Below are 16,979 nucleotides of genomic sequence, written 5' to 3' on the forward strand. Positions count from 1 at the left end.
GGCGATAGATTCCGTTAAAAACAAAAAAGCATCCTGAGTAGCGTAATCAGGATGCCTTTATTTACAAAATGATAAGTGCACGTTATGTGCAGAAAGCCTTATTCAGAAGGTGGCATGTAGCCCTCGATCACAGTGTCATGACCTTCAAACAGGTATTTCACCATTTCGTCTTCCAGCAGCTTGCGGTGTTCTGGTTCCATCATGTTGAGTTTCTTCTCATTGATCAACATGGTTTGTTTACCTTGCCATTGCGCCCAGGCTTCTTTGGAAATGTTGTCGAAAATGCGTTTACCCAGCTCACCCGGGTACAGTTGAAAATCCAGACCTTCTGCTTCTTTTTTCAGACGCTGGCAAAATACAGTGCGGCTCATTATTAAGCTCCTAGTTATTGAGTTCTCGGGTCAGGCTTTCCAGCAGCTTTTGTACCGGTGCTGCCAGCCCGACTTTCGCCGGTTGGTTTAAGTTATACCAAAGCCCACGGTTGCCTTCCATGATCCCGTTATCCCCAATGTTATTGGGTTTATGGTGCAGTTTGATGCGAATCGGCACGATATCAAGGTGAAAGTGGCTGAAGGTGTGGCGAAACGCGGTCAGATGTTCTGGCTTTTCAAAGCTGCTGGCAGCCAGTTTACTGGCAACAAAACTGGCTGCGGTTTGCTCAGATGTTTCCGGCAGGCACCACAAGCCACCCCATAATCCTGCCGGTGGCCGTTGCTCCAGCCAGATTTGATCCCGGTATTGGAACAGGACAAAGCAAGTTTCTTTTTCCGGCAGGGTCTTCTTTGGCTTTTTGCCCGGAAAATCGCTCTGGCGACCCATGGCATTGGCTTCACAGCTGTGGTTGACCGGACAGAGATCGCATTTAGGTTTGCTGCGGGTACAGATCATTGCTCCCATGTCCATCATCGCTTGGTTGTAGCGATGCACGCCCTCGGCGGGCGTGTTTTCTTCGGCCAGTTCCCAAAGGCGTTTTTCCACTGGTTTTTTCCCCGGCCAGCCCTCTACCGCAAAGTGGCGGGACAGGGTGCGTTTCACGTTGCCATCAAGGATAGGGTGGTGTTGGCCGAGTGAGAGTGAAAGTACCGCGCCGGCGGTTGAGCGTCCCACGCCTGGCAGCGCTATGACATCTTCAATGGTGGTGGGGAATTCACCATTAAAGTCGGTCGCAATTTTCTGCGCGGCTTTATGCAGGTTACGGGCTCGGGCGTAATAACCCAGTCCTGTCCAGAGGTGGAGCACTTCATCAAGCTCCGCATGGGCGAGATCGACCACAGTAGGAAAGCGTGTCATAAAGCGTTCGAAGTAAGGAATAACGGTTGCCACCTGTGTCTGCTGCAACATAATTTCAGACAGCCACACTTTGTACGGCGTTTTTTCTTGCTGCCACGGCAGGGTTTTACGGCCGTATTTGTCATACCAGGTCAAAATGGCATCGGAAAAAGACTGACTCACTTTGCTTGCTCTTTGTTATCTTTATGGGATTGGCGACCAGTCTACTACGGTAGACGGTCAAAAAAGACCATGAATAACGGAAAGATTTGTTCACCCTGTGCACAAGGCTTGCACCGGGGCCCGATCTTTGGATAATGCGCGATCCGCTTAACTTTTCTTCATTACTGAGTTGCAGGCATAACACCATGGTAGAAGTCATCAAAACCGAATTGACTGAAGACGGTAAAGTTCTTCGTAAAATCAGAAGCTTTGTACGTCGTGAAGGACGCTTGACCAAAGGGCAGGAACAGGCAATAAACGATTGCTGGCCAACCATGGGTATCGACTTCGACGCGAAGAAGCTGGACTGGGCAGAGGTCTTCGGTAATGACAATCCGGTGGTGCTGGAAATCGGTTTTGGTATGGGTGCCTCTTTGGTTGAGATGGCAAAAAATGCCCCAGAGAAAAACTTCATCGGCATTGAGGTGCACAGCCCGGGCGTCGGTGCATGTCTGATGGCGGCGCGTGATGCTGGTGTGACTAACCTGCGTGTGATGTGCCATGACGCGGTGGAAGTGTTTGAGCAGATGCTGCCGGAGGAGAGCCTGGAGACAGTACAGCTGTTCTTTCCTGATCCTTGGCACAAGAAGCGTCACCACAAACGCCGTATCGTTCAGCCGGGTTTTGCTCAAATGCTGCGCAGCAAGCTGAAAATCGGTGGCATCTTCCACATGGCAACGGATTGGGAAAACTATGCTGAGCATATGGTTGAAGTGATGGATGCGGCGCCGGGTTACAAAAATACGGCGGTAGATGGCCCTTACATTCCGCGCCCAGAAGAGCGTCCTCTGACCAAATTCGAAGCCCGTGGTCACCGTCTCGGCCATGGTGTCTGGGACATGAAATACGTTCGTATCGATTAGTCATAATGTCATTTTTTCCCAGCGTTTACATTCTGTCATGTAGCGCTGAGCCTGAACGTTTAAAGCCAACCTTGTGTTGGCTTTTTTGACCACTGGAGATAGCAATGAAACCTACCCCAGCGCTTTTAAGCAATATTCTGGAAGAAGTTCGCCCGCTGATCGGACAAGGCAAAGTGGCCGATTACATTCCGGCCCTGAAAAAAGTGCCAGCATCGAAACTCGGTATTGCAGTGTGTTACAACGACGGTGAAATCATCAAAGCCGGTGATGCTGAAGAAGCCTTCTCTATCCAGTCTATCTCCAAGGTACTTAGCCTGACGCTGGCCCTGCAAAATTACCAGCCAGAAGAGATCTGGCGGCGTGTTGGAAAAGAGCCTTCCGGCCAGGCATTCAATTCGATGATCCAGCTTGAAATGGAACACGGGATCCCGCGTAACCCGTTTATCAATGCCGGTGCGCTGGTGGTGTGCGACATGCTCCACAGCCGCCTTTCGGCACCGCGCCAGCGGATGCTGGAATTTGTCCGTCGCCTGTCCGGTAATGAACACATTTGCTATGACAAAGTGGTGGCGGCGTCAGAAATGGATCACAGCGATCGCAATGCCGCTATCGCATACCTGATGCGGGCGTTCGGTAACTTCGAGAACGAAGTGATGCCGGTGCTGGCCAACTATTTCCACTACTGTGCGCTGCGGATGAGCTGTGTGGATTTGGCAAAGACCTTTAACTATCTGGCCAACAAGGGACTTCCTTTAGGCGCAGAAAAAACAATTGTCAGCCAGACTCAGTGTAAGCAGGTTAACGCGCTTCTTGCGACCTGTGGTTTGTACGATGGTGCAGGTGAGTTTGCCTACCGGGTTGGCATGCCGGGTAAATCCGGTGTCGGTGGCGGGATCATAGCGATAGTACCGGGCGAAATGTCGATTGCCGTCTGGTCACCGGAGCTGGATCCCTCAGGTAACTCACTGGCTGGTACAGCAGCGTTAGAACTGCTGGCAGAGCGCATCGGCCGTTCAATCTTTTAGGATCGTAAAGCGATCCCGATGCTCGGGCAGGTGTGACCCAAACAGCCGTCACCCTGTCTAAGCACAAGATGCGGAGAAGGTTTATGGGAATAGTGAGTCTGACCAACATGCTGCGGTTATCCTGCGTTTTAATGGCGGTGTTGCCTTTTTTGGCGGCGGCGGAAAGTTGTCGTCCGGAGCTGCATGGCGATATCGAAATTAAATCCAACAGTATTTTCATCGAGCAGAACAACAACAGGTTTCGGATAGAGCCTGATGGTAATCTATTTGTGGATGTGCACCGGGTTAACCTGAATGAGGCGCAGAAAGCCTCGCTGACGGCATACAGCAAAACGGTGCGGTCTGATTTGCCGTATTTCAGCAAATCGTTGTCTGACGAGTTACAAACGTCCTGGCAGGCGCTGGACAGCGTGTTGGCGGAAGAGCTGGGCGACCGCAGCAGCCTGCGCGGTGAATTTGGTCAGTTTTACCAGCATCTCCAGCGCAGCGTGACTGCCTCTTTTTATTCTGAAAATTTCTCTCCCCAGCTTAAGCACCGGGTTTTGACCAATGCTGTGCGTGAGCTGGAAGCGAGCCTGCCACAGTTAATTGCTACGGTTTCAAGCCGGGGGCTGATGGATATCGCGGCGCTGAGTGCGGGACAGAACAACCGCATGGAATTTATTTCCAATAAAATGGCGACGCTGCAAAACAAACTGGCAGATGAAGTGAAAGTGCAGCGCGACCGGACGTCAGGTGTACGCAGGGAGTTGTGTTCGCGGCTGGATAAATGGCAGGCGCAGGAAGCTGAAATAGCAGCACTGATCCCGGCACTGAACGGTTGGAAAATCGTCACCGTACGTTAATAGAAAGCCTGCAATAAAAAACAGCGCGGATGGTGTCCGCGCTGTTTTTTTATCCCTAATTCAATCGGGAACCGTCACTGCTCGCCGATGAAGTTGGCGAGAAGATCGTTCAGGAACAGGCGGCCTTTTTCCGTGACTTGCCAATGTGTTTCCGTTTCAGTCAGTAGGCCTTCTTTGATCGCACGGCGAAGAGGGGCTTCCACAGTATCCAGGGACAACCCTGTCCTCGCCGGATAATCCGCTTTCGGGCAGGGTTCAACCAGACGGAGCCGGTTCATGAAAAACTCGAATGGCAGCTCACTGGCTTCCACGGTAATGATTTCGCTGAGGTACGCGTTATCCGGGTCGAGATATCCGCGAGGGTGTTTCACTTTTACAGTGCGTTTTACGGTATTGTCTTCCAGGGTGATCTTTCCGTGTGCTCCACAACCAATACCAAGGTAATCACCAAAACGCCAGTAGTTGAGGTTATGACGGCACTGGAATTCCGGTTTGCTGTAACCTGAGGTTTCATACTGCACGTAACCGGCCTCTGTCAGCAGTGCGTGGCCCTGTTCAAAGATGTCCCAAAGGTCATCATCGTCCGGCAGTGTTGGCGGCTTGGAGTAATACTGGGTATTGGGTTCGATGGTGAGCTGGTACCACGAAAGATGCGGCGGATTAAGCGCAATCGCCTGCTTGAGATCGTCCAGCGCCCCTTCCAGTGTCTGGTCAGGCAGGCCATGCATCAAATCGAGGTTAAAGCTGTTCAGACCGGCTTCATGCGCCAGTCTGGCAGCACGGATGGCTTCGTCTGCGCCATGGATACGGCCAAGGCGGGCGAGCTTCTGGTTATCAAAGCTCTGTACGCCGATGGATATGCGGTTCACCCCCGCCTTACGGTAAGCGACGAACTTGTCTGCTTCCACCGTGCCCGGGTTGGCTTCCATGGTGATTTCAATGTCATCTGCAAACGGAATTTGTGCCTCAATGCCCTGAAGCAAACGGGCGATTTCCTCTGGTGACACCAGACTTGGCGTGCCGCCACCGATGAAAATGGAAGACAACGCGCGTCCACTGACCCCATGGAAACGGTTGAGGTCTTTTCTCAGGTCATCGAGCAGGGCATCAATATAATCCCGCTCCGGCACCTCGCCTTTCAGGGCATGGGAGTTGAAATCGCAATACGGGCACTTTTGTACACACCAGGGGATGTGGACATAAAGACTCAGGGGAATGTGAACCGCCATCGGGATTTACTTCTTCTCTTCGCGCATGGCGGCAAACAGCTTTTTCAGCGCCTGGCCACGGTGTGAGATTTGTTTTTTCACCGCAGGCTCGATGTTTGCCAGGGTGCAGCCGTACTCTTCAACGAAGAACACCGGATCGTAGCCAAAGCCGTGTGAGCCGGATGGCTCGCGGGCAATGGAGCCTTCAAACGTGCCGTGGCAAACCAGTGGTGTTGGGTCATTGGCGTGACGCATGTAAACCAGTACGCAATGGAAGCGGGCCGTGCGTTTGTCATCCGGTGCATCTGCCATGCATTCCAGCAGTTTTTCCAGGTTCGCCTGATCGCCTTTGCCTTCTCCGGCAAAACGTGCGCTGTAAACGCCCGGCGCACCGTTGAGGTAATCCACTTCCAGACCGGAATCATCAGCAATGGCAGGCAGGCCGGTTTCCTTGGCCGCATGGCGCGCTTTGATGATGGCATTTTCGATAAAAGTGGTGCCGGTTTCTTCGGCGTCTTTTACCGAGAATTCGCTTTGTGCGAAAACCTCCAGGCCGAAATTCTGCAGTAGATCAGCCATTTCTTTCACTTTGCCGGCGTTACCTGTCGCCAGAACCACTTTGCTCATCGTTTTCTCCTGAAATTAATACGGCTGCGAATGCGTTGTTCCAATAAAAAAGGCGCCGCAATCGGGCGCCATGATACCTGAAATCCCTGTATTCAGTCAGCGTAAAACACCTGGTTAAAGGTCAGTTTTCCGCTGCGGTTTCCTTCCGCGCTGATATCTATAGTGAAGGTGTAATTTTCCTCGTTGGCAAACCGAAGTTCTGCCAGGTAGTAAATCGCGTCACCTTCCCGCACCTCGCGAAAAACCAGCGGCTTTCGGGTACCGAGCAGGTTTCGTGCTTCACCGGTGAGCGTGGCGGTCAGGGCAGGTTTGCCGGCCTGGGCGTTATCGAGCACCGCGATGTTAATGATGGCGTTCACGCCGCTGCGTGTCAGGTCGTAGGCCTTGGCAACCTGCGGGGTGATAAAGGTCGAGTTAAACGCAGAGTAGTGGACTTCCAGCGTGCCGATGTCTCTGGACTGTCCGGCCTGTGTCAAAGGTGAGAGTAGCATCAGGGCGCTGATAAGGGGCAAGAAGAAACGTTTCATGACTCAAGTGTCCTTGTCTGGTGAAACCTGTGCGCCCGGCACGGGGTAAACCCAGCAGGGCGCACTTTGCAGTATATCTAAAAGGCAGGGATCAGATCACTGATGGCATCCGGGCAAAGCACCGGACGGTGAATTCGCACCTGCTTGTGCCTGCCAAGCTCACCTTTTTCAATCTCAATCTGGCTTTTGGCCACTTTGAACTGTTTCGACAGGAATTTGGTAAGGTGGGCGTTGGCTTTACCATCAACCGGTGGGGCAGTGATGGCGAGCTTGATCTCCTCGCCATGTTGCCCCATCCATTGATCCCGGCTTGCCTTGGGCTGGATGTAGAGCCTTAAGATCAGGTCATCGTTTTCCAGCCAGGCAGGGTGTGGCGCGCTCATAACTTACAGCACAAACCACAGGTTGCCGAAGAATGGGCTCAGCAGGTCGCCGATAAAGAAATTCAGGAACTGCAGCGCAATAAACAGGAACAGGATGCTGAGATCCAGTCCACCCAGTGGTGGGATAACACGGCGGATTGGCGCCACCAGCGGCTCAGTTAGCTGAATCATCACATATTCGATAGGACTGCGCCCCTGGCTGACCCAGCTCAGGATAGCGCGCAGGATCAGCACCCAGAACAGCAGGCCACCGGCAGCTTTAATCACCGCCACCAGACCAATCAGTAAGTAGCTGGAATCAAACACCAGGGTGCCTGAGCCAACCAGTTGTAGGGTGAAAAACTTCGCCACACACAGCAGGTACGCGAACAGCACCGTTGCTAAATCCAGACTGCCAATGGATGGAATAAGACGGCGCAGTGGTGCAACCACCGGTTGGGTGGCTTTGACCACAAACTGGCTGAATGGGTTATAGAAGTCTGCACGTGCCCATTGCAACCAGACCCGGAGCAACACCACCATGATGTAAAGGTCGAACAGGGTTGAAACGAGAAAAGTCATCGAGTTCATAAAGTAGCCCTAAAATAGCGATTCCATCTCTTCGGCGCGGCGCACTGCAGCCTGCATGGCTTCAGAGACCGTTTCCGTGAGTCGGTTGTTATTGAATACGTTCAGTGCCTCGGCGGTAGTGCCGCCTTTGGACGTAACTTGTTCCCTTAAGGTTGCCAGTTCCGTATCCGGGTTGGCAACCACCATTTTTGCTGCGCCGAGCGCTGCCTGCTGCACAAGCGCTCTCGCAGTCTGTTTATCAAAGCCCTGACGCTCGGCTTCTTTTTGCATCGCTTCCATAAACAGGAAGAAGTAAGCTGGGGCACTGCCTGCGGCAGCAATCACGCCATTGATGCCGGATTCATCTCCGACCCAGCACACTTTGCCTACGGCGCTGAGCAGATTGCCAGAGAAAGAGCGGTCTGCGTCAGAGACTGAATCAGGTGCATACAGGCCGCTCATTCCTTCCCCTACCAGTGACGGGGTGTTTGGCATCACGCGAACCAGTTTCAGCGGCGCGCCAGCCATTTCACACAGGCGGGCGATTGAAATGCCTGCCGCAATGGAAATAACCAGTTTTTCTGACCAGTCAACGTCTTGCATCGAAGCCAGCAGCTCTTCCATCCCTTGTGGTTTAACCCCAAGGACCACCACGTCAGCCTGTTTTGCGCTGGCAACCGCATCTTCGTTGGCATGAACGCCAAAAGTATCACGGAAGGCAGCACTTTTCTCCGCTGTACGGTTAACGGCGGTAATGTTTTCTGCCGGATAACCGGATTGAACCAGCCCGGCAATGATTGAACGGGCCATATTCCCGGCACCGATAAAGGCGATTGTACGGTGTTCCATCAATCTCTGTTCCTTTGGTGAGGCGGTGTCAACGCCGCTGTATCGTGTTTTACTGGTGCTTGCTATAGTCACGCGCACCAAAAATGGCGGTGCCAATACGCACCATAGTACTACCGGAAGCTATCGCGGCATCCATATCACCACTCATGCCCATCGACAGGGTATCAAAGTCAGGGCGGCTGGCTTTCATTGCTTCAAACAGCGCAGCCAGCGGTGCAAAAGCATCAAGCTGCTTCTGGTGATCGTCTTCCGGTTGGGGAATGCACATTAACCCGCGCAGGGTCAGGTTTGGCAGCGCATCAATTTCCTCAGCCAGGGCTTTAACATCATCAAATCCAATGCCGGATTTCGACGCTTCGCCACTGGTGTTGACCTGGATAAGCACCTGTAGCGGTGGTAAGTCTGCTGGACGCTGTTCGCTTAAGCGATGGGCGACCTTACTGCGGTCAATGGAGTGTACCCAGTCAAAATGTTCCGCTATCAGGCGGGTTTTATTGGACTGGATAGGGCCGATAAAATGCCACTCAAGGTGAGGGTGAATGTCACGGAAGTAGGTGATTTTCTCTACCCCTTCCTGTACGTAGTTTTCACCGAAGCGGATCTGTCCGGCGTCCACCGCCTCTGCGATAGCCTGAAAGGGTTTGGTCTTACTGACAGCCAGCAGTTGCACGCTGGAGGCGTTTCTCCCGCATTTTTGTGCGGCACTGTCTATTTGGCTGGTGACCTGCTTTAGGTTTTGTCTGATACTACACATGATTCATTCTGCGAGGAAACGGGTTAATGGATATAACTGAATTACTGGACTTTAGTGTAAAGCATAACGCATCAGATCTACATCTTTCAGCTGGCGTTCCTCCAATGGTCCGCGTAGATGGTGATGTCCGCAAGCTGAGCTTGCCGCCACTGGACCACAATGCCGTGCACCGTCTTGTTTTTGATATCATGAACGAAGCCCAGCAACGGGAGTTTGAACAAAACCTCGAAGTCGACTTTTCTTTTGAGCTGGCAGCCGTGGGCCGCTTCCGTGTCAATGCCTTTCACCAGTCCCGTGGCTGTGCGGCAGTGTTCCGTAGTATTCCTTCCAATATTCCGACACTGGAAGCCATCAATGCGCCAGCAGTATTCAAGCAATTTACCGAGTACCAGAAAGGGCTGGTGCTGGTAACCGGCCCCACAGGTTCCGGTAAATCCACCACGCTGGCGGCGATGATCGACCAGATAAACAACAGCCAGCACCGCCATATCCTGACTATCGAAGATCCGATTGAGTTTATTCATGCGCAGAAAAACTGTCTGATCAACCAACGTGAAGTGCACCGCGATACCCACTCTTTCAATAACGCGCTTCGCTCGGCACTGCGTGAAGATCCGGACGTGATTTTGGTCGGTGAGCTGCGTGATAAAGAGACCATCAGCCTTGCGCTGACCGCAGCTGAAACCGGTCATCTGGTATTTGGCACGTTGCATACGTCAAGTGCTGCAAAAACCATTGACCGTATTATTGATGTCTTCCCAGGGGCCGATAAGCCGATGGTGCGTTCGATGCTGTCAGAATCGCTGCGCGCGGTAGTATCGCAAAAACTGGTGAAGCAAGTCGCTGGGGGTCGGATTGCCGCCCATGAAGTGATGATTGCCACACCTGCAATCCGCAACCTTATCCGTGAAGACAAGGTCGCGCAGATGTACTCGATGATCCAGACCGGTTCAGGCCTTGGCATGCAGACCATGGAGCAATCATTGCGGAACCTGATGATGCAGGGTCTGGTGGACACGGCGGAGGCAAACAAGGCCATGGATAACGCAGGAATGGGTTTTTAATCATGCAGGAACAAAACAGGCTTCAGCCACTTCTTGAAAATATGCTGGCGCAGCGCGCCTCTGACTGTTACATCACAGTGGGAGCTGCCTGTATGCTGCGGGTTGATGGTAATCTGAAACCTGTGGGAGATGTGCTGGATCTTGACGGTGTGAAAGCACTGGTTGATCAAGCCATGGACGGTGAAACCCGGCAAAAATTTTATTCAGAGCGGGAGGCAAATTTCGCACTGGTGATCCCGAATGGCCGGTTTCGGGTCAGCGCATTCTGGCAGCGGGATTTGCCCGGCATGGTACTTCGCCGTATTGAAACTGAGATCCCGGATATTCATTCCCTCGGCTTGCCAGATGTGATTCAGGATCTGTCGATTGCCAAACGCGGTCTGGTGCTGATTGTTGGGGCGACCGGTTCGGGGAAATCGACGTCGATGGCGGCAATGGTGGGGTTCCGTAACCGCCACCGCAGCGGTCATATCCTGACGGTGGAAGACCCGATTGAATTTATCCACCCGCATAACAAATGCATCGTCACCCAGCGGGAGATTGGGATTGATACCGAAAGCTATGAAGTGGCGCTGAAAAACTCACTGCGTCAGGCGCCGGATATGATCATGATTGGCGAAATCCGCACCCGTGAAACCATGGAATACGCCATGCAGTTTGCTGAAACCGGTCACCTGTGTATTGCGACCCTTCACGCTAACAATGCCAACCAGGCGCTGGAGCGGGTGCTGCATCTGGTGCCGAAAGAGCGGCGTGAACAGTTCCTGTTTGACCTTTCACTTAACTTGCGGGGCATTCTGGCGCAACAGCTGGTGCCAGATGTCAGCGGTATTGGCCGCCATGGCGCTTATGAGCTGCTGCTGAACACATCCCATGTATCGGATTTGATTCGCCGTGGCGAGCTGCATGAACTGAAGGAAACCATCCGCAAAGGCAAAAACGCGGGGATGTGTACGTTCGACCAGTCCCTGTTTGACCTTTTTAAAGCGGGCAAAGTGTCGAAGGAAGAGGCTCTGCATCATGCTGACTCCCGAAACGATCTGAAACTGATGATGAAAATGGCGGAGCAGTCTTCTGGAGGGTTGTCACTGGCCAATGTGAGCATCGAAGGGCAGTGATTCGTGCATAAAAGAGGTGCTCAAGGCACCTTTCTTTTATGCACCGTATCGGTTCTCAAACCAGCTTTCGACAATGATCACCGCTGACTGGCTGTCGATTTCCCCTTTGCCCAGCGCTTTATAACCACCGTATTCAAACAGGGAAGCACGGGCTTCAGTGGTGGTCAGACGTTCATCATGCAGTTCAACATTGACCCCGAAACGTCCTTTCAGGCGGTTGGCAAATTTACGGGCGCGGGGGGTAATGGTTTCCAGCTCGCCGCCATGTAAATCAAGCGGCAAGCCCACGACCACCAGATCCGGTGCCCACTCTTTCAATATGGCTTCAATGGCTTCCCAGCTTGGGATACCGTCTCTGGCTTTCAGTGCTTTAAGTGGGCGGGCGGTGCCGGTAATGGCCTGACCAATCGCCACGCCAATGCTTTTGGTACCGTAGTCAAAACCCAGCACAGTTTGAATGTTACTCATGGAAAACTCTTATGCGTGCCCGACATCCGCGGACAGGTTCAGGGCGTCAATGCCCAGTTGTTTGAGGGCTTTTTCCCAGCGTTCATTGATCGGGGTGTCAAAAATCACTTTTGGATCGGCTTCAATCGTCAGCCAACTGTTCTCTGCCAGTTCCTGCTCGAGCTGGCCTGCATCCCAACCGGCGTAACCCAATGCAACAATAAATTGCTCAGGCTCTTCGTTGGTGCCGAGAATACTGAGAATATCTTTTGAGGTGGTGACGGTCAGCTCTTCGGAGAGTTGGATGCTGGAGCCAAATAGTTTTGTATTCTTGTGCAGGACAAATCCGCGATCTTCCGACACCGGGCCGCCAAACAACACAGGTTGATTCAGACTGACCGGATGGGTGACATCCTGATCACGCTCTACCTCAATCTGCTCCAGCATATTGGCAATCGAAATGTTGATGGGTTGATTGATCACCAATCCCATTGCACCGTCTTCGTTATGTTCGCACATGTAAACAACGCTGTGCTGGAAGCGTTTATCTGCCATGCTGGGCATTGCGACTAAAAAATGGTTTTTTAGGTTTATTGTTCCTTTCACATTGTGCCCTTTATTGCGTATAGGCTTACTTCCAGTATGGGCAGTAAGCCTGGGAAAATCAGATCTGGGCAATTGCTTTGCCCAGATCATATTGGGGTTATTTCTGCAGGCGTGCTTCGATAGCGTCCATCAGTTTACCGCTGATATTAATATTAAATGCGGCTTCAATTTCGCGGATACACGTCGGGCTGGTGACATTAATTTCTGTCAGTTTATCGCCGATAATATCCAGACCAACAAAGATCAGCCCTTTTTCTTTCAGTGTAGGGGCAACCGCACGGGCAATCGCCCAGTCGGTGTCACTCAGTGGGCGCGCTTCGCCACGGCCTCCGGCTGCAAGGTTACCACGGGTTTCACCTTTGGCTGGAATGCGGGCCAGACAGTAAGGCATAGGTTCACCGTCTACCACCAGAATGCGTTTGTCGCCGTTACTGATGTCAGGCACAAAGGTCTGGGCCATGCAGTAGTTGTTACCGAGACCAGTCAGGGTTTCAATGATCACTGAGAGGTTAGGATCGCCCTGTTTCACGCGGAAGATAGACGAGCCGCCCATGCCGTCCAATGGCTTCAGGATCACGTCGCCATGTTTTTCCTGGAACGCTTTGATGTGCTCAGCACGGCGTGTCACCAGGGTTGTTGGAGTGTGTTCCGGGAACCAGGCAGTGAACAGTTTCTCGTTACAGTCACGCAGGCTCTGCGGCTTGTTGACGATAAGGCAGCCTTCTACCTCTGCACGCTCCAGAATGTAGGTTGCGTAGATGTATTCAGTGTCAAACGGTGGGTCTTTTCGCATCAACATCGCATCCAGATCCGCCAGCGCGATCTCCTGCTCGCTGACCACTTCGAACCACTTCTCCGGATTCTCTTCAAGGGTCACGACTTTGGTGCGCGCAAGTGCTTTGCCTTGCTCCATGGACAGGTCATTCATCTGCATATAGTGAATTTCCCAGCCGCGCTTTTGTGCTTCCAGCATCATGGCAAAGGTGGAGTCTTTTTTGATGTTGATGGACTCAATCGGATCCATCACTATGCCCAGTTTGATCATTGAATTATCCTTATTAACCGAGGTCGCCGAAGCGAACCTGCAAGGCTGTTATCGCCGTCAGTGCTGCGGTTTCTGTGCGCAGAACACGTGGCCCCAATAATGTTTCTTCAAACCCGAACTCGCGGGTTCGCGCAATTTCTTCTGATGACAGGCCGCCTTCCGGGCCAATCAGCAAACGCAACCGGCTGACAGGCTCCGGCAGGGTGTTGATAGAGTATTTCGCACGGGGATGAAGATTGAGTTTCAGTCCGTCGAAAGGTTCTTGCATCCACGCATCCAAAGACATCACAGGGCGGACTTCCGGCACGATGTTGCGGCCACACTGCTCACATGCGGCAATCGCAATTTTCTGCCACTGCTGCAGTTTCTTATCAAAACGGTCGGCATTGAGTTTGACCCCACAGCGCTCAGAAATAAGTGGGGTGATCACATTCACGCCAAGTTCGACCGATTTCTGGATAGTAAATTCCATCTTGTCGCCGCGGCTGATGACCTGCCCCAGATGCAAGTCCAGTGGTGATTCGATACTGCGTTCAACGCGCTCAACCACATCGACCGTGACTGACTTTTTGCCTGATTCCGCAATCACTGCCGGAAACTCCGCGCCACTGCCATCAAATAATAGAACCTCCTGACCGGCCTGCATGCGAAGCACACGGCCAACGTGGTTGGCGGCATCGTCGCTCAGAGCAACACGGCCAGTGTCTGGCAAGGGTTCAGGATGGAATATTCTTGGGATACGCATGGTATTTTAATGACTGGAGAACAATAGGCAGCAGTGTATCACGCGGCTGCCTATTGACTGTAGTCTTACACGCCGTACGAACAGTTACAGACCGGCTTTGTCGCAGGAAGCTTGCACGAAGGGGTTGTGGTTCCCCTGCTCCCGGGCAATACGGCGGTCACGCTCACATTCCCATGCTGTCACGGGATAGGTTTTGTCCCAGGCGTCCATCAGCTTTTTCTGGGCAGATGCCAGACGGAAATCATACTGTTGGTTCATGTACTTATAGATGCGTGCAATGGCGCCACGGCTTTGCGCCGGTGGCTCAAAAACCCGCTGCTTAAAGTCTACTTTTGCCGCGCACTGACCATAGAAAGCACCGTTATCGCCATTCCATTGTGAGAAACGGAAGTTGGAGCGGTCACCGTTTACCTCGCCGATAGCCGGTACCAGATTGTGGAGGTCGGCTTCCATCAGCCGGAATGCCACGTCATTGCGGCTGCAGTTTTTACGCCCACCTTCCTGCCAGCATTGGCGCTGGTGGCCGAATTGCCAGGCAGGAACCACATGTTCCCACTCGATACGGCTGGCACGGCCTTCCTGTTTACGCACTTTATAGCCGCAGCTTTCTAGATCAGGCACCCCTTTCTTGCCCTGCCAGTCGATGTCACAGCCGCAGTAAAACGAGATTGGGTAGTCCTGATAGATTTTTTGCGCGATATGTTTGGCTTTGCTGAAGGATTGGGGATGCTCAGCCGCTGCGGAAAGGGAGGTCACCAGCAGCGCTGAAAGCAGCATCAATCGTGTTCTCATCATGGATTTGGCACTCGATATTGAAATAATGTGTGTTGATTATTACAGACTATTGCGAGTGAAATCTCATTAAATGAGCGTTAATTGAAAAGGTTGTTGATAAGAGGGGCTGTCGCTTATTGTTCAGTTTGGACAAAGAGCAGCGGTTGCTGACAGCGACGACACACGTATTGCACCTGTTCCCGTTGCACCTTGTTGTGACGGCGGACAGAAAGCGCTATCCGGTCGCAGCCGCATTGGTAGGTATAGGTTTTTCCCTGTACCGATGAGATATCAAAGCTGTGGGTGGTTTTCGGCGCTACCCCAAATATCTGAGACATCACCGCCTGCCACTCCCTGCCGTGTGGCTTTACACGCCCAAACCGGGCATACACCACCAGATGGCTGACTTCATGGGGAACCACTTCATCAAGAAACGCCTGGGGGTTCTCCCGCAAAAGCACCGGATTAAAGCGCAGTTGCCAGGTTTGCAGTCGGGCGGTGCCTGCCGATTTTCCCCGTTGGTTGAAAAGTACCTGTGGGACGGGAAACGTGCACTGGAAGTATGCGCCTGCATGCTTGATACAGCGAGTTACTGCTTGGATAACCTGATATTCCAGTTCATTCATGGGGTGATTTTTCAGTTTGTTCCTGTTGCTGTCGTCTTCTGCCCAAATCAACAAAGAGGCCAAGTGGCCTCTTTGTTTAACACGGACTTTCCAGTGCGTTTATTTGATTTTTGCAAAGTCGCGCAGTGCTGCCACTTTGTCGGTTTTCTCCCAAGGAAATTCTTCGCGACCGAAGTGACCGTATGCCGCGGTCTTTTTGTAGATAGGTTGCAGCAGGTTCAGCATTTCCTGCAGGCCATATGGGCGCAGGTCGAAGTGCTGGCGAACCGCCTCGATAATGATGTCGTGAGACACTTTTTCAGTACCGAAAGTTTCCACCATGATAGACGTTGGATCAGCGACACCAATAGCGTAAGAAAGCTGGATCTCGCAGCGGTCAGCCATGCCAGCCGCAACGATGTTTTTCGCCACGTAACGCGCTGCGTAAGCCGCTGAACGGTCAACTTTCGATGGATCCTTACCGGAGAATGCACCGCCACCGTGGCGTGCTGCGCCGCCGTAGGTATCAACAATGATCTTACGACCAGTCAGGCCACAGTCACCCATTGGGCCACCGATAACGAAACGACCGGTTGGGTTGATAAAGTACTTGGTGTCTTTGTTTAGCCACTCTGCTGGCAGAACCGGCTTGATGATCTCTTCCATGACTGCTTCGCGCAGATCTGGGGTTGAGATGGAATCACAGTGCTGGGTAGACAAAACGACTGCATCAATGCCTACGATCTTGCCTTGGTCGTACTGGAAAGTAACCTGAGATTTGGCATCTGGGCGCAGCCATGGCAAGGTGCCGTTTTTGCGCACTTCCGCCTGGCGCTGCACCAGTCGGTGTGAATAGGTAATCGGTGCTGGCATCAGCACATCAGTTTCGTTACAGGCGTAACCGAACATGATGCCTTGGTCACCCGCGCCTTGTTCTTTCGGATCCGCCTTATCAACACCCTGGTTGATGTCTGGTGACTGTTTACCAATGGTGTTCAAAACCGCACAAGAATCTGCGTCAAAACCCATGTCTGAGTGTACATAGCCGATCTCACGCACCGTTTCTCGGGTCAGTTCTTCGATATCAACCCATGCTGATGTGGTGATCTCACCACCAACCATGACCATGCCGGTTTTTACGTAAGTCTCACAGGCGACGCGTGCTTTTGGATCCTGCTCCAGAATTGCGTCAAGAACGGCGTCTGAAATCTGGTCTGCGATTTTATCTGGATGACCTTCTGATACTGACTCAGAAGTAAACAGGTGTTTAGCCATGTCTTTTTCCTAGCAATAAATAAATGGTTGATATCGAATGTTTGTAAAAGCATCTTTGGATGTTTGACCGTTTAAAAGTATAGATGCTTTTCCGTCTGGACGTCTATTTTACGTAGAGTTACACATAAATCAACCGTACATTTTTTGTCGATAAAAATAGAAAACGTTTATGCCCCAGC

The 16,979-nt window shown here is 52.2% G+C and carries 21 protein-coding genes; 5 read left to right on the top strand and 16 right to left on the bottom strand.

Features of this window, described 5'->3' with window-relative positions:
• Positions 1-98: 98 nt before the first annotated feature.
• Together AC6IB1_RS04320 and mutY are read right to left on the bottom strand one after the other, a co-directional pair.
• A complete protein-coding gene (locus AC6IB1_RS04320) occupies positions 99-371 on the bottom strand; it encodes an oxidative damage protection protein (protein ID WP_005502015.1) in 273 nt (90 codons plus the stop codon).
• 10 nt (positions 372-381) lie between these two features.
• The gene (gene mutY, locus AC6IB1_RS04325) at positions 382-1,452 is read right to left on the bottom strand and encodes an A/G-specific adenine glycosylase (RefSeq protein WP_497567957.1); all 1,071 of its coding nucleotides are present in this window, start codon (positions 1,450-1,452) and stop codon (positions 382-384) included.
• A gap of 185 nt (positions 1,453-1,637) precedes the next feature.
• On the opposite strand from mutY, the gene trmB reads away from it, so the two are divergent.
• The 3 genes from trmB to AC6IB1_RS04340 all read left to right on the top strand — a co-directional run bounded on the left by trmB (position 1,638) and on the right by AC6IB1_RS04340 (position 4,224).
• Positions 1,638-2,354 carry a tRNA (guanosine(46)-N7)-methyltransferase TrmB gene (trmB, locus tag AC6IB1_RS04330; protein WP_005502009.1) on the top strand — a complete coding sequence of 239 codons (717 nt, stop codon included), beginning with the start codon at positions 1,638-1,640 and terminating at the stop codon, positions 2,352-2,354.
• A 104-nt stretch (positions 2,355-2,458) separates the two neighbouring features.
• The gene (gene glsB, locus AC6IB1_RS04335) at positions 2,459-3,379 is read left to right on the top strand and encodes a glutaminase B (RefSeq protein ID WP_497567958.1); all 921 of its coding nucleotides are present in this window, start codon (positions 2,459-2,461) and stop codon (positions 3,377-3,379) included.
• An 83-nt stretch (positions 3,380-3,462) separates the two neighbouring features.
• Positions 3,463-4,224, top strand: a complete 762-nt coding sequence (locus AC6IB1_RS04340) for a DUF2884 family protein (protein WP_497567959.1) — start codon at positions 3,463-3,465, stop codon at positions 4,222-4,224.
• Between the two features lie 74 nt (positions 4,225-4,298).
• Here AC6IB1_RS04340 and hemW read toward each other — a convergent pair whose 3' ends face one another.
• From hemW to AC6IB1_RS04375, 7 genes are all read right to left on the bottom strand, one after another.
• On the bottom strand, positions 4,299-5,453 hold the full coding sequence (hemW, locus tag AC6IB1_RS04345) for a radical SAM family heme chaperone HemW (protein ID WP_497567960.1): 1,155 nt from the start codon (positions 5,451-5,453) through the stop codon (positions 4,299-4,301).
• A gap of 6 nt (positions 5,454-5,459) precedes the next feature.
• A complete protein-coding gene (locus tag AC6IB1_RS04350; RefSeq protein ID WP_497567961.1) occupies positions 5,460-6,059 on the bottom strand; it encodes an XTP/dITP diphosphatase in 600 nt (199 codons plus the stop codon).
• A gap of 92 nt (positions 6,060-6,151) precedes the next feature.
• Complete coding sequence (locus tag AC6IB1_RS04355) at positions 6,152-6,586, bottom strand: DUF4426 domain-containing protein (protein ID WP_497567962.1); 435 nt, start codon at positions 6,584-6,586, stop codon at positions 6,152-6,154.
• A 77-nt stretch (positions 6,587-6,663) separates the two neighbouring features.
• A complete protein-coding gene (gene yggU / locus AC6IB1_RS04360; protein ID WP_497567963.1) occupies positions 6,664-6,969 on the bottom strand; it encodes a DUF167 family protein YggU in 306 nt (101 codons plus the stop codon).
• Between the two features lie 3 nt (positions 6,970-6,972).
• A complete protein-coding gene (locus AC6IB1_RS04365) occupies positions 6,973-7,539 on the bottom strand; it encodes a YggT family protein (protein WP_497567964.1) in 567 nt (188 codons plus the stop codon).
• Between the two features lie 9 nt (positions 7,540-7,548).
• A complete protein-coding gene (gene proC, locus AC6IB1_RS04370) occupies positions 7,549-8,367 on the bottom strand; it encodes a pyrroline-5-carboxylate reductase (RefSeq protein ID WP_497567965.1) in 819 nt (272 codons plus the stop codon).
• Between the two features lie 49 nt (positions 8,368-8,416).
• Complete coding sequence (locus AC6IB1_RS04375; RefSeq protein WP_497567966.1) at positions 8,417-9,121, bottom strand: YggS family pyridoxal phosphate-dependent enzyme; 705 nt, start codon at positions 9,119-9,121, stop codon at positions 8,417-8,419.
• Between the two features lie 26 nt (positions 9,122-9,147).
• Here AC6IB1_RS04375 and AC6IB1_RS04380 point away from each other — a divergent pair, with 26 nt between their 5' ends.
• Positions 9,148-10,185, top strand: a complete 1,038-nt coding sequence (locus AC6IB1_RS04380) for a PilT/PilU family type 4a pilus ATPase (RefSeq protein WP_497567967.1) — start codon at positions 9,148-9,150, stop codon at positions 10,183-10,185.
• A gap of 2 nt (positions 10,186-10,187) precedes the next feature.
• A complete protein-coding gene (locus AC6IB1_RS04385) occupies positions 10,188-11,303 on the top strand; it encodes a PilT/PilU family type 4a pilus ATPase (protein WP_497567968.1) in 1,116 nt (371 codons plus the stop codon).
• 36 nt (positions 11,304-11,339) lie between these two features.
• Here the strand turns inward: AC6IB1_RS04385 and ruvX are convergent, their stop codons facing one another.
• The 7 genes from ruvX to metK all read right to left on the bottom strand — a co-directional run bounded on the left by ruvX (position 11,340) and on the right by metK (position 16,800).
• Positions 11,340-11,771: a Holliday junction resolvase RuvX gene (gene ruvX, locus AC6IB1_RS04390; protein ID WP_497567969.1), complete on the bottom strand. Its 432-nt coding sequence runs from the start codon at positions 11,769-11,771 to the stop codon at positions 11,340-11,342.
• A gap of 9 nt (positions 11,772-11,780) precedes the next feature.
• Entirely contained in the window at positions 11,781-12,344 is a 564-nt protein-coding gene (locus tag AC6IB1_RS04395; RefSeq protein WP_497569082.1) for a YqgE/AlgH family protein, read from the bottom strand.
• Between the two features lie 109 nt (positions 12,345-12,453).
• A complete protein-coding gene (gshB, locus tag AC6IB1_RS04400) occupies positions 12,454-13,401 on the bottom strand; it encodes a glutathione synthase (protein WP_497567970.1) in 948 nt (315 codons plus the stop codon).
• A 13-nt stretch (positions 13,402-13,414) separates the two neighbouring features.
• Positions 13,415-14,146, bottom strand: coding sequence for a 16S rRNA (uracil(1498)-N(3))-methyltransferase (gene rsmE, locus AC6IB1_RS04405; protein ID WP_497567971.1), 732 nt, complete (start codon positions 14,144-14,146; stop codon positions 13,415-13,417).
• A gap of 84 nt (positions 14,147-14,230) precedes the next feature.
• A complete protein-coding gene (endA, locus tag AC6IB1_RS04410) occupies positions 14,231-14,923 on the bottom strand; it encodes a deoxyribonuclease I (protein WP_497569083.1) in 693 nt (230 codons plus the stop codon).
• Between the two features lie 131 nt (positions 14,924-15,054).
• Positions 15,055-15,546 carry a SprT family zinc-dependent metalloprotease gene (locus tag AC6IB1_RS04415; RefSeq protein ID WP_497569084.1) on the bottom strand — a complete coding sequence of 164 codons (492 nt, stop codon included), beginning with the start codon at positions 15,544-15,546 and terminating at the stop codon, positions 15,055-15,057.
• Positions 15,547-15,645: 99 nt separating this feature from the next.
• Positions 15,646-16,800, bottom strand: coding sequence for a methionine adenosyltransferase (gene metK / locus AC6IB1_RS04420; protein WP_497567972.1), 1,155 nt, complete (start codon positions 16,798-16,800; stop codon positions 15,646-15,648).
• Positions 16,801-16,979 lie beyond the last annotated feature (179 nt).

Source organism: Grimontia sp. THUN1695 (assembly GCF_059704325.2).

Coding starts and splice junctions, on each gene's coding strand:
- hemW (WP_497567960.1), bottom strand. CDS start 5,453: ATGGCGGTTCACATTCCCCTGAGTCTTTATGTCCACATCCCCTGGTGT.
- AC6IB1_RS04415 (WP_497569084.1), bottom strand. CDS start 15,546: ATGAATGAACTGGAATATCAGGTTATCCAAGCAGTAACTCGCTGTATC.
- AC6IB1_RS04320 (WP_005502015.1), bottom strand. CDS start 371: ATGAGCCGCACTGTATTTTGCCAGCGTCTGAAAAAAGAAGCAGAAGGT.
- AC6IB1_RS04365 (WP_497567964.1), bottom strand. CDS start 7,539: ATGAACTCGATGACTTTTCTCGTTTCAACCCTGTTCGACCTTTACATC.
- ruvX (WP_497567969.1), bottom strand. CDS start 11,771: ATGAGTAACATTCAAACTGTGCTGGGTTTTGACTACGGTACCAAAAGC.
- endA (WP_497569083.1), bottom strand. CDS start 14,923: ATGCTGCTTTCAGCGCTGCTGGTGACCTCCCTTTCCGCAGCGGCTGAG.
- AC6IB1_RS04340 (WP_497567959.1), top strand. CDS start 3,463: ATGGGAATAGTGAGTCTGACCAACATGCTGCGGTTATCCTGCGTTTTA.
- AC6IB1_RS04375 (WP_497567966.1), bottom strand. CDS start 9,121: ATGTGTAGTATCAGACAAAACCTAAAGCAGGTCACCAGCCAAATAGAC.
- gshB (WP_497567970.1), bottom strand. CDS start 13,401: ATGATCAAACTGGGCATAGTGATGGATCCGATTGAGTCCATCAACATC.
- rsmE (WP_497567971.1), bottom strand. CDS start 14,146: ATGCGTATCCCAAGAATATTCCATCCTGAACCCTTGCCAGACACTGGC.
- yggU (WP_497567963.1), bottom strand. CDS start 6,969: ATGAGCGCGCCACACCCTGCCTGGCTGGAAAACGATGACCTGATCTTA.
- proC (WP_497567965.1), bottom strand. CDS start 8,367: ATGGAACACCGTACAATCGCCTTTATCGGTGCCGGGAATATGGCCCGT.
- AC6IB1_RS04355 (WP_497567962.1), bottom strand. CDS start 6,586: ATGAAACGTTTCTTCTTGCCCCTTATCAGCGCCCTGATGCTACTCTCA.
- metK (WP_497567972.1), bottom strand. CDS start 16,800: ATGGCTAAACACCTGTTTACTTCTGAGTCAGTATCAGAAGGTCATCCA.
- AC6IB1_RS04350 (WP_497567961.1), bottom strand. CDS start 6,059: ATGAGCAAAGTGGTTCTGGCGACAGGTAACGCCGGCAAAGTGAAAGAA.
- glsB (WP_497567958.1), top strand. CDS start 2,459: ATGAAACCTACCCCAGCGCTTTTAAGCAATATTCTGGAAGAAGTTCGC.
- AC6IB1_RS04380 (WP_497567967.1), top strand. CDS start 9,148: ATGGATATAACTGAATTACTGGACTTTAGTGTAAAGCATAACGCATCA.
- AC6IB1_RS04385 (WP_497567968.1), top strand. CDS start 10,188: ATGCAGGAACAAAACAGGCTTCAGCCACTTCTTGAAAATATGCTGGCG.
- trmB (WP_005502009.1), top strand. CDS start 1,638: ATGGTAGAAGTCATCAAAACCGAATTGACTGAAGACGGTAAAGTTCTT.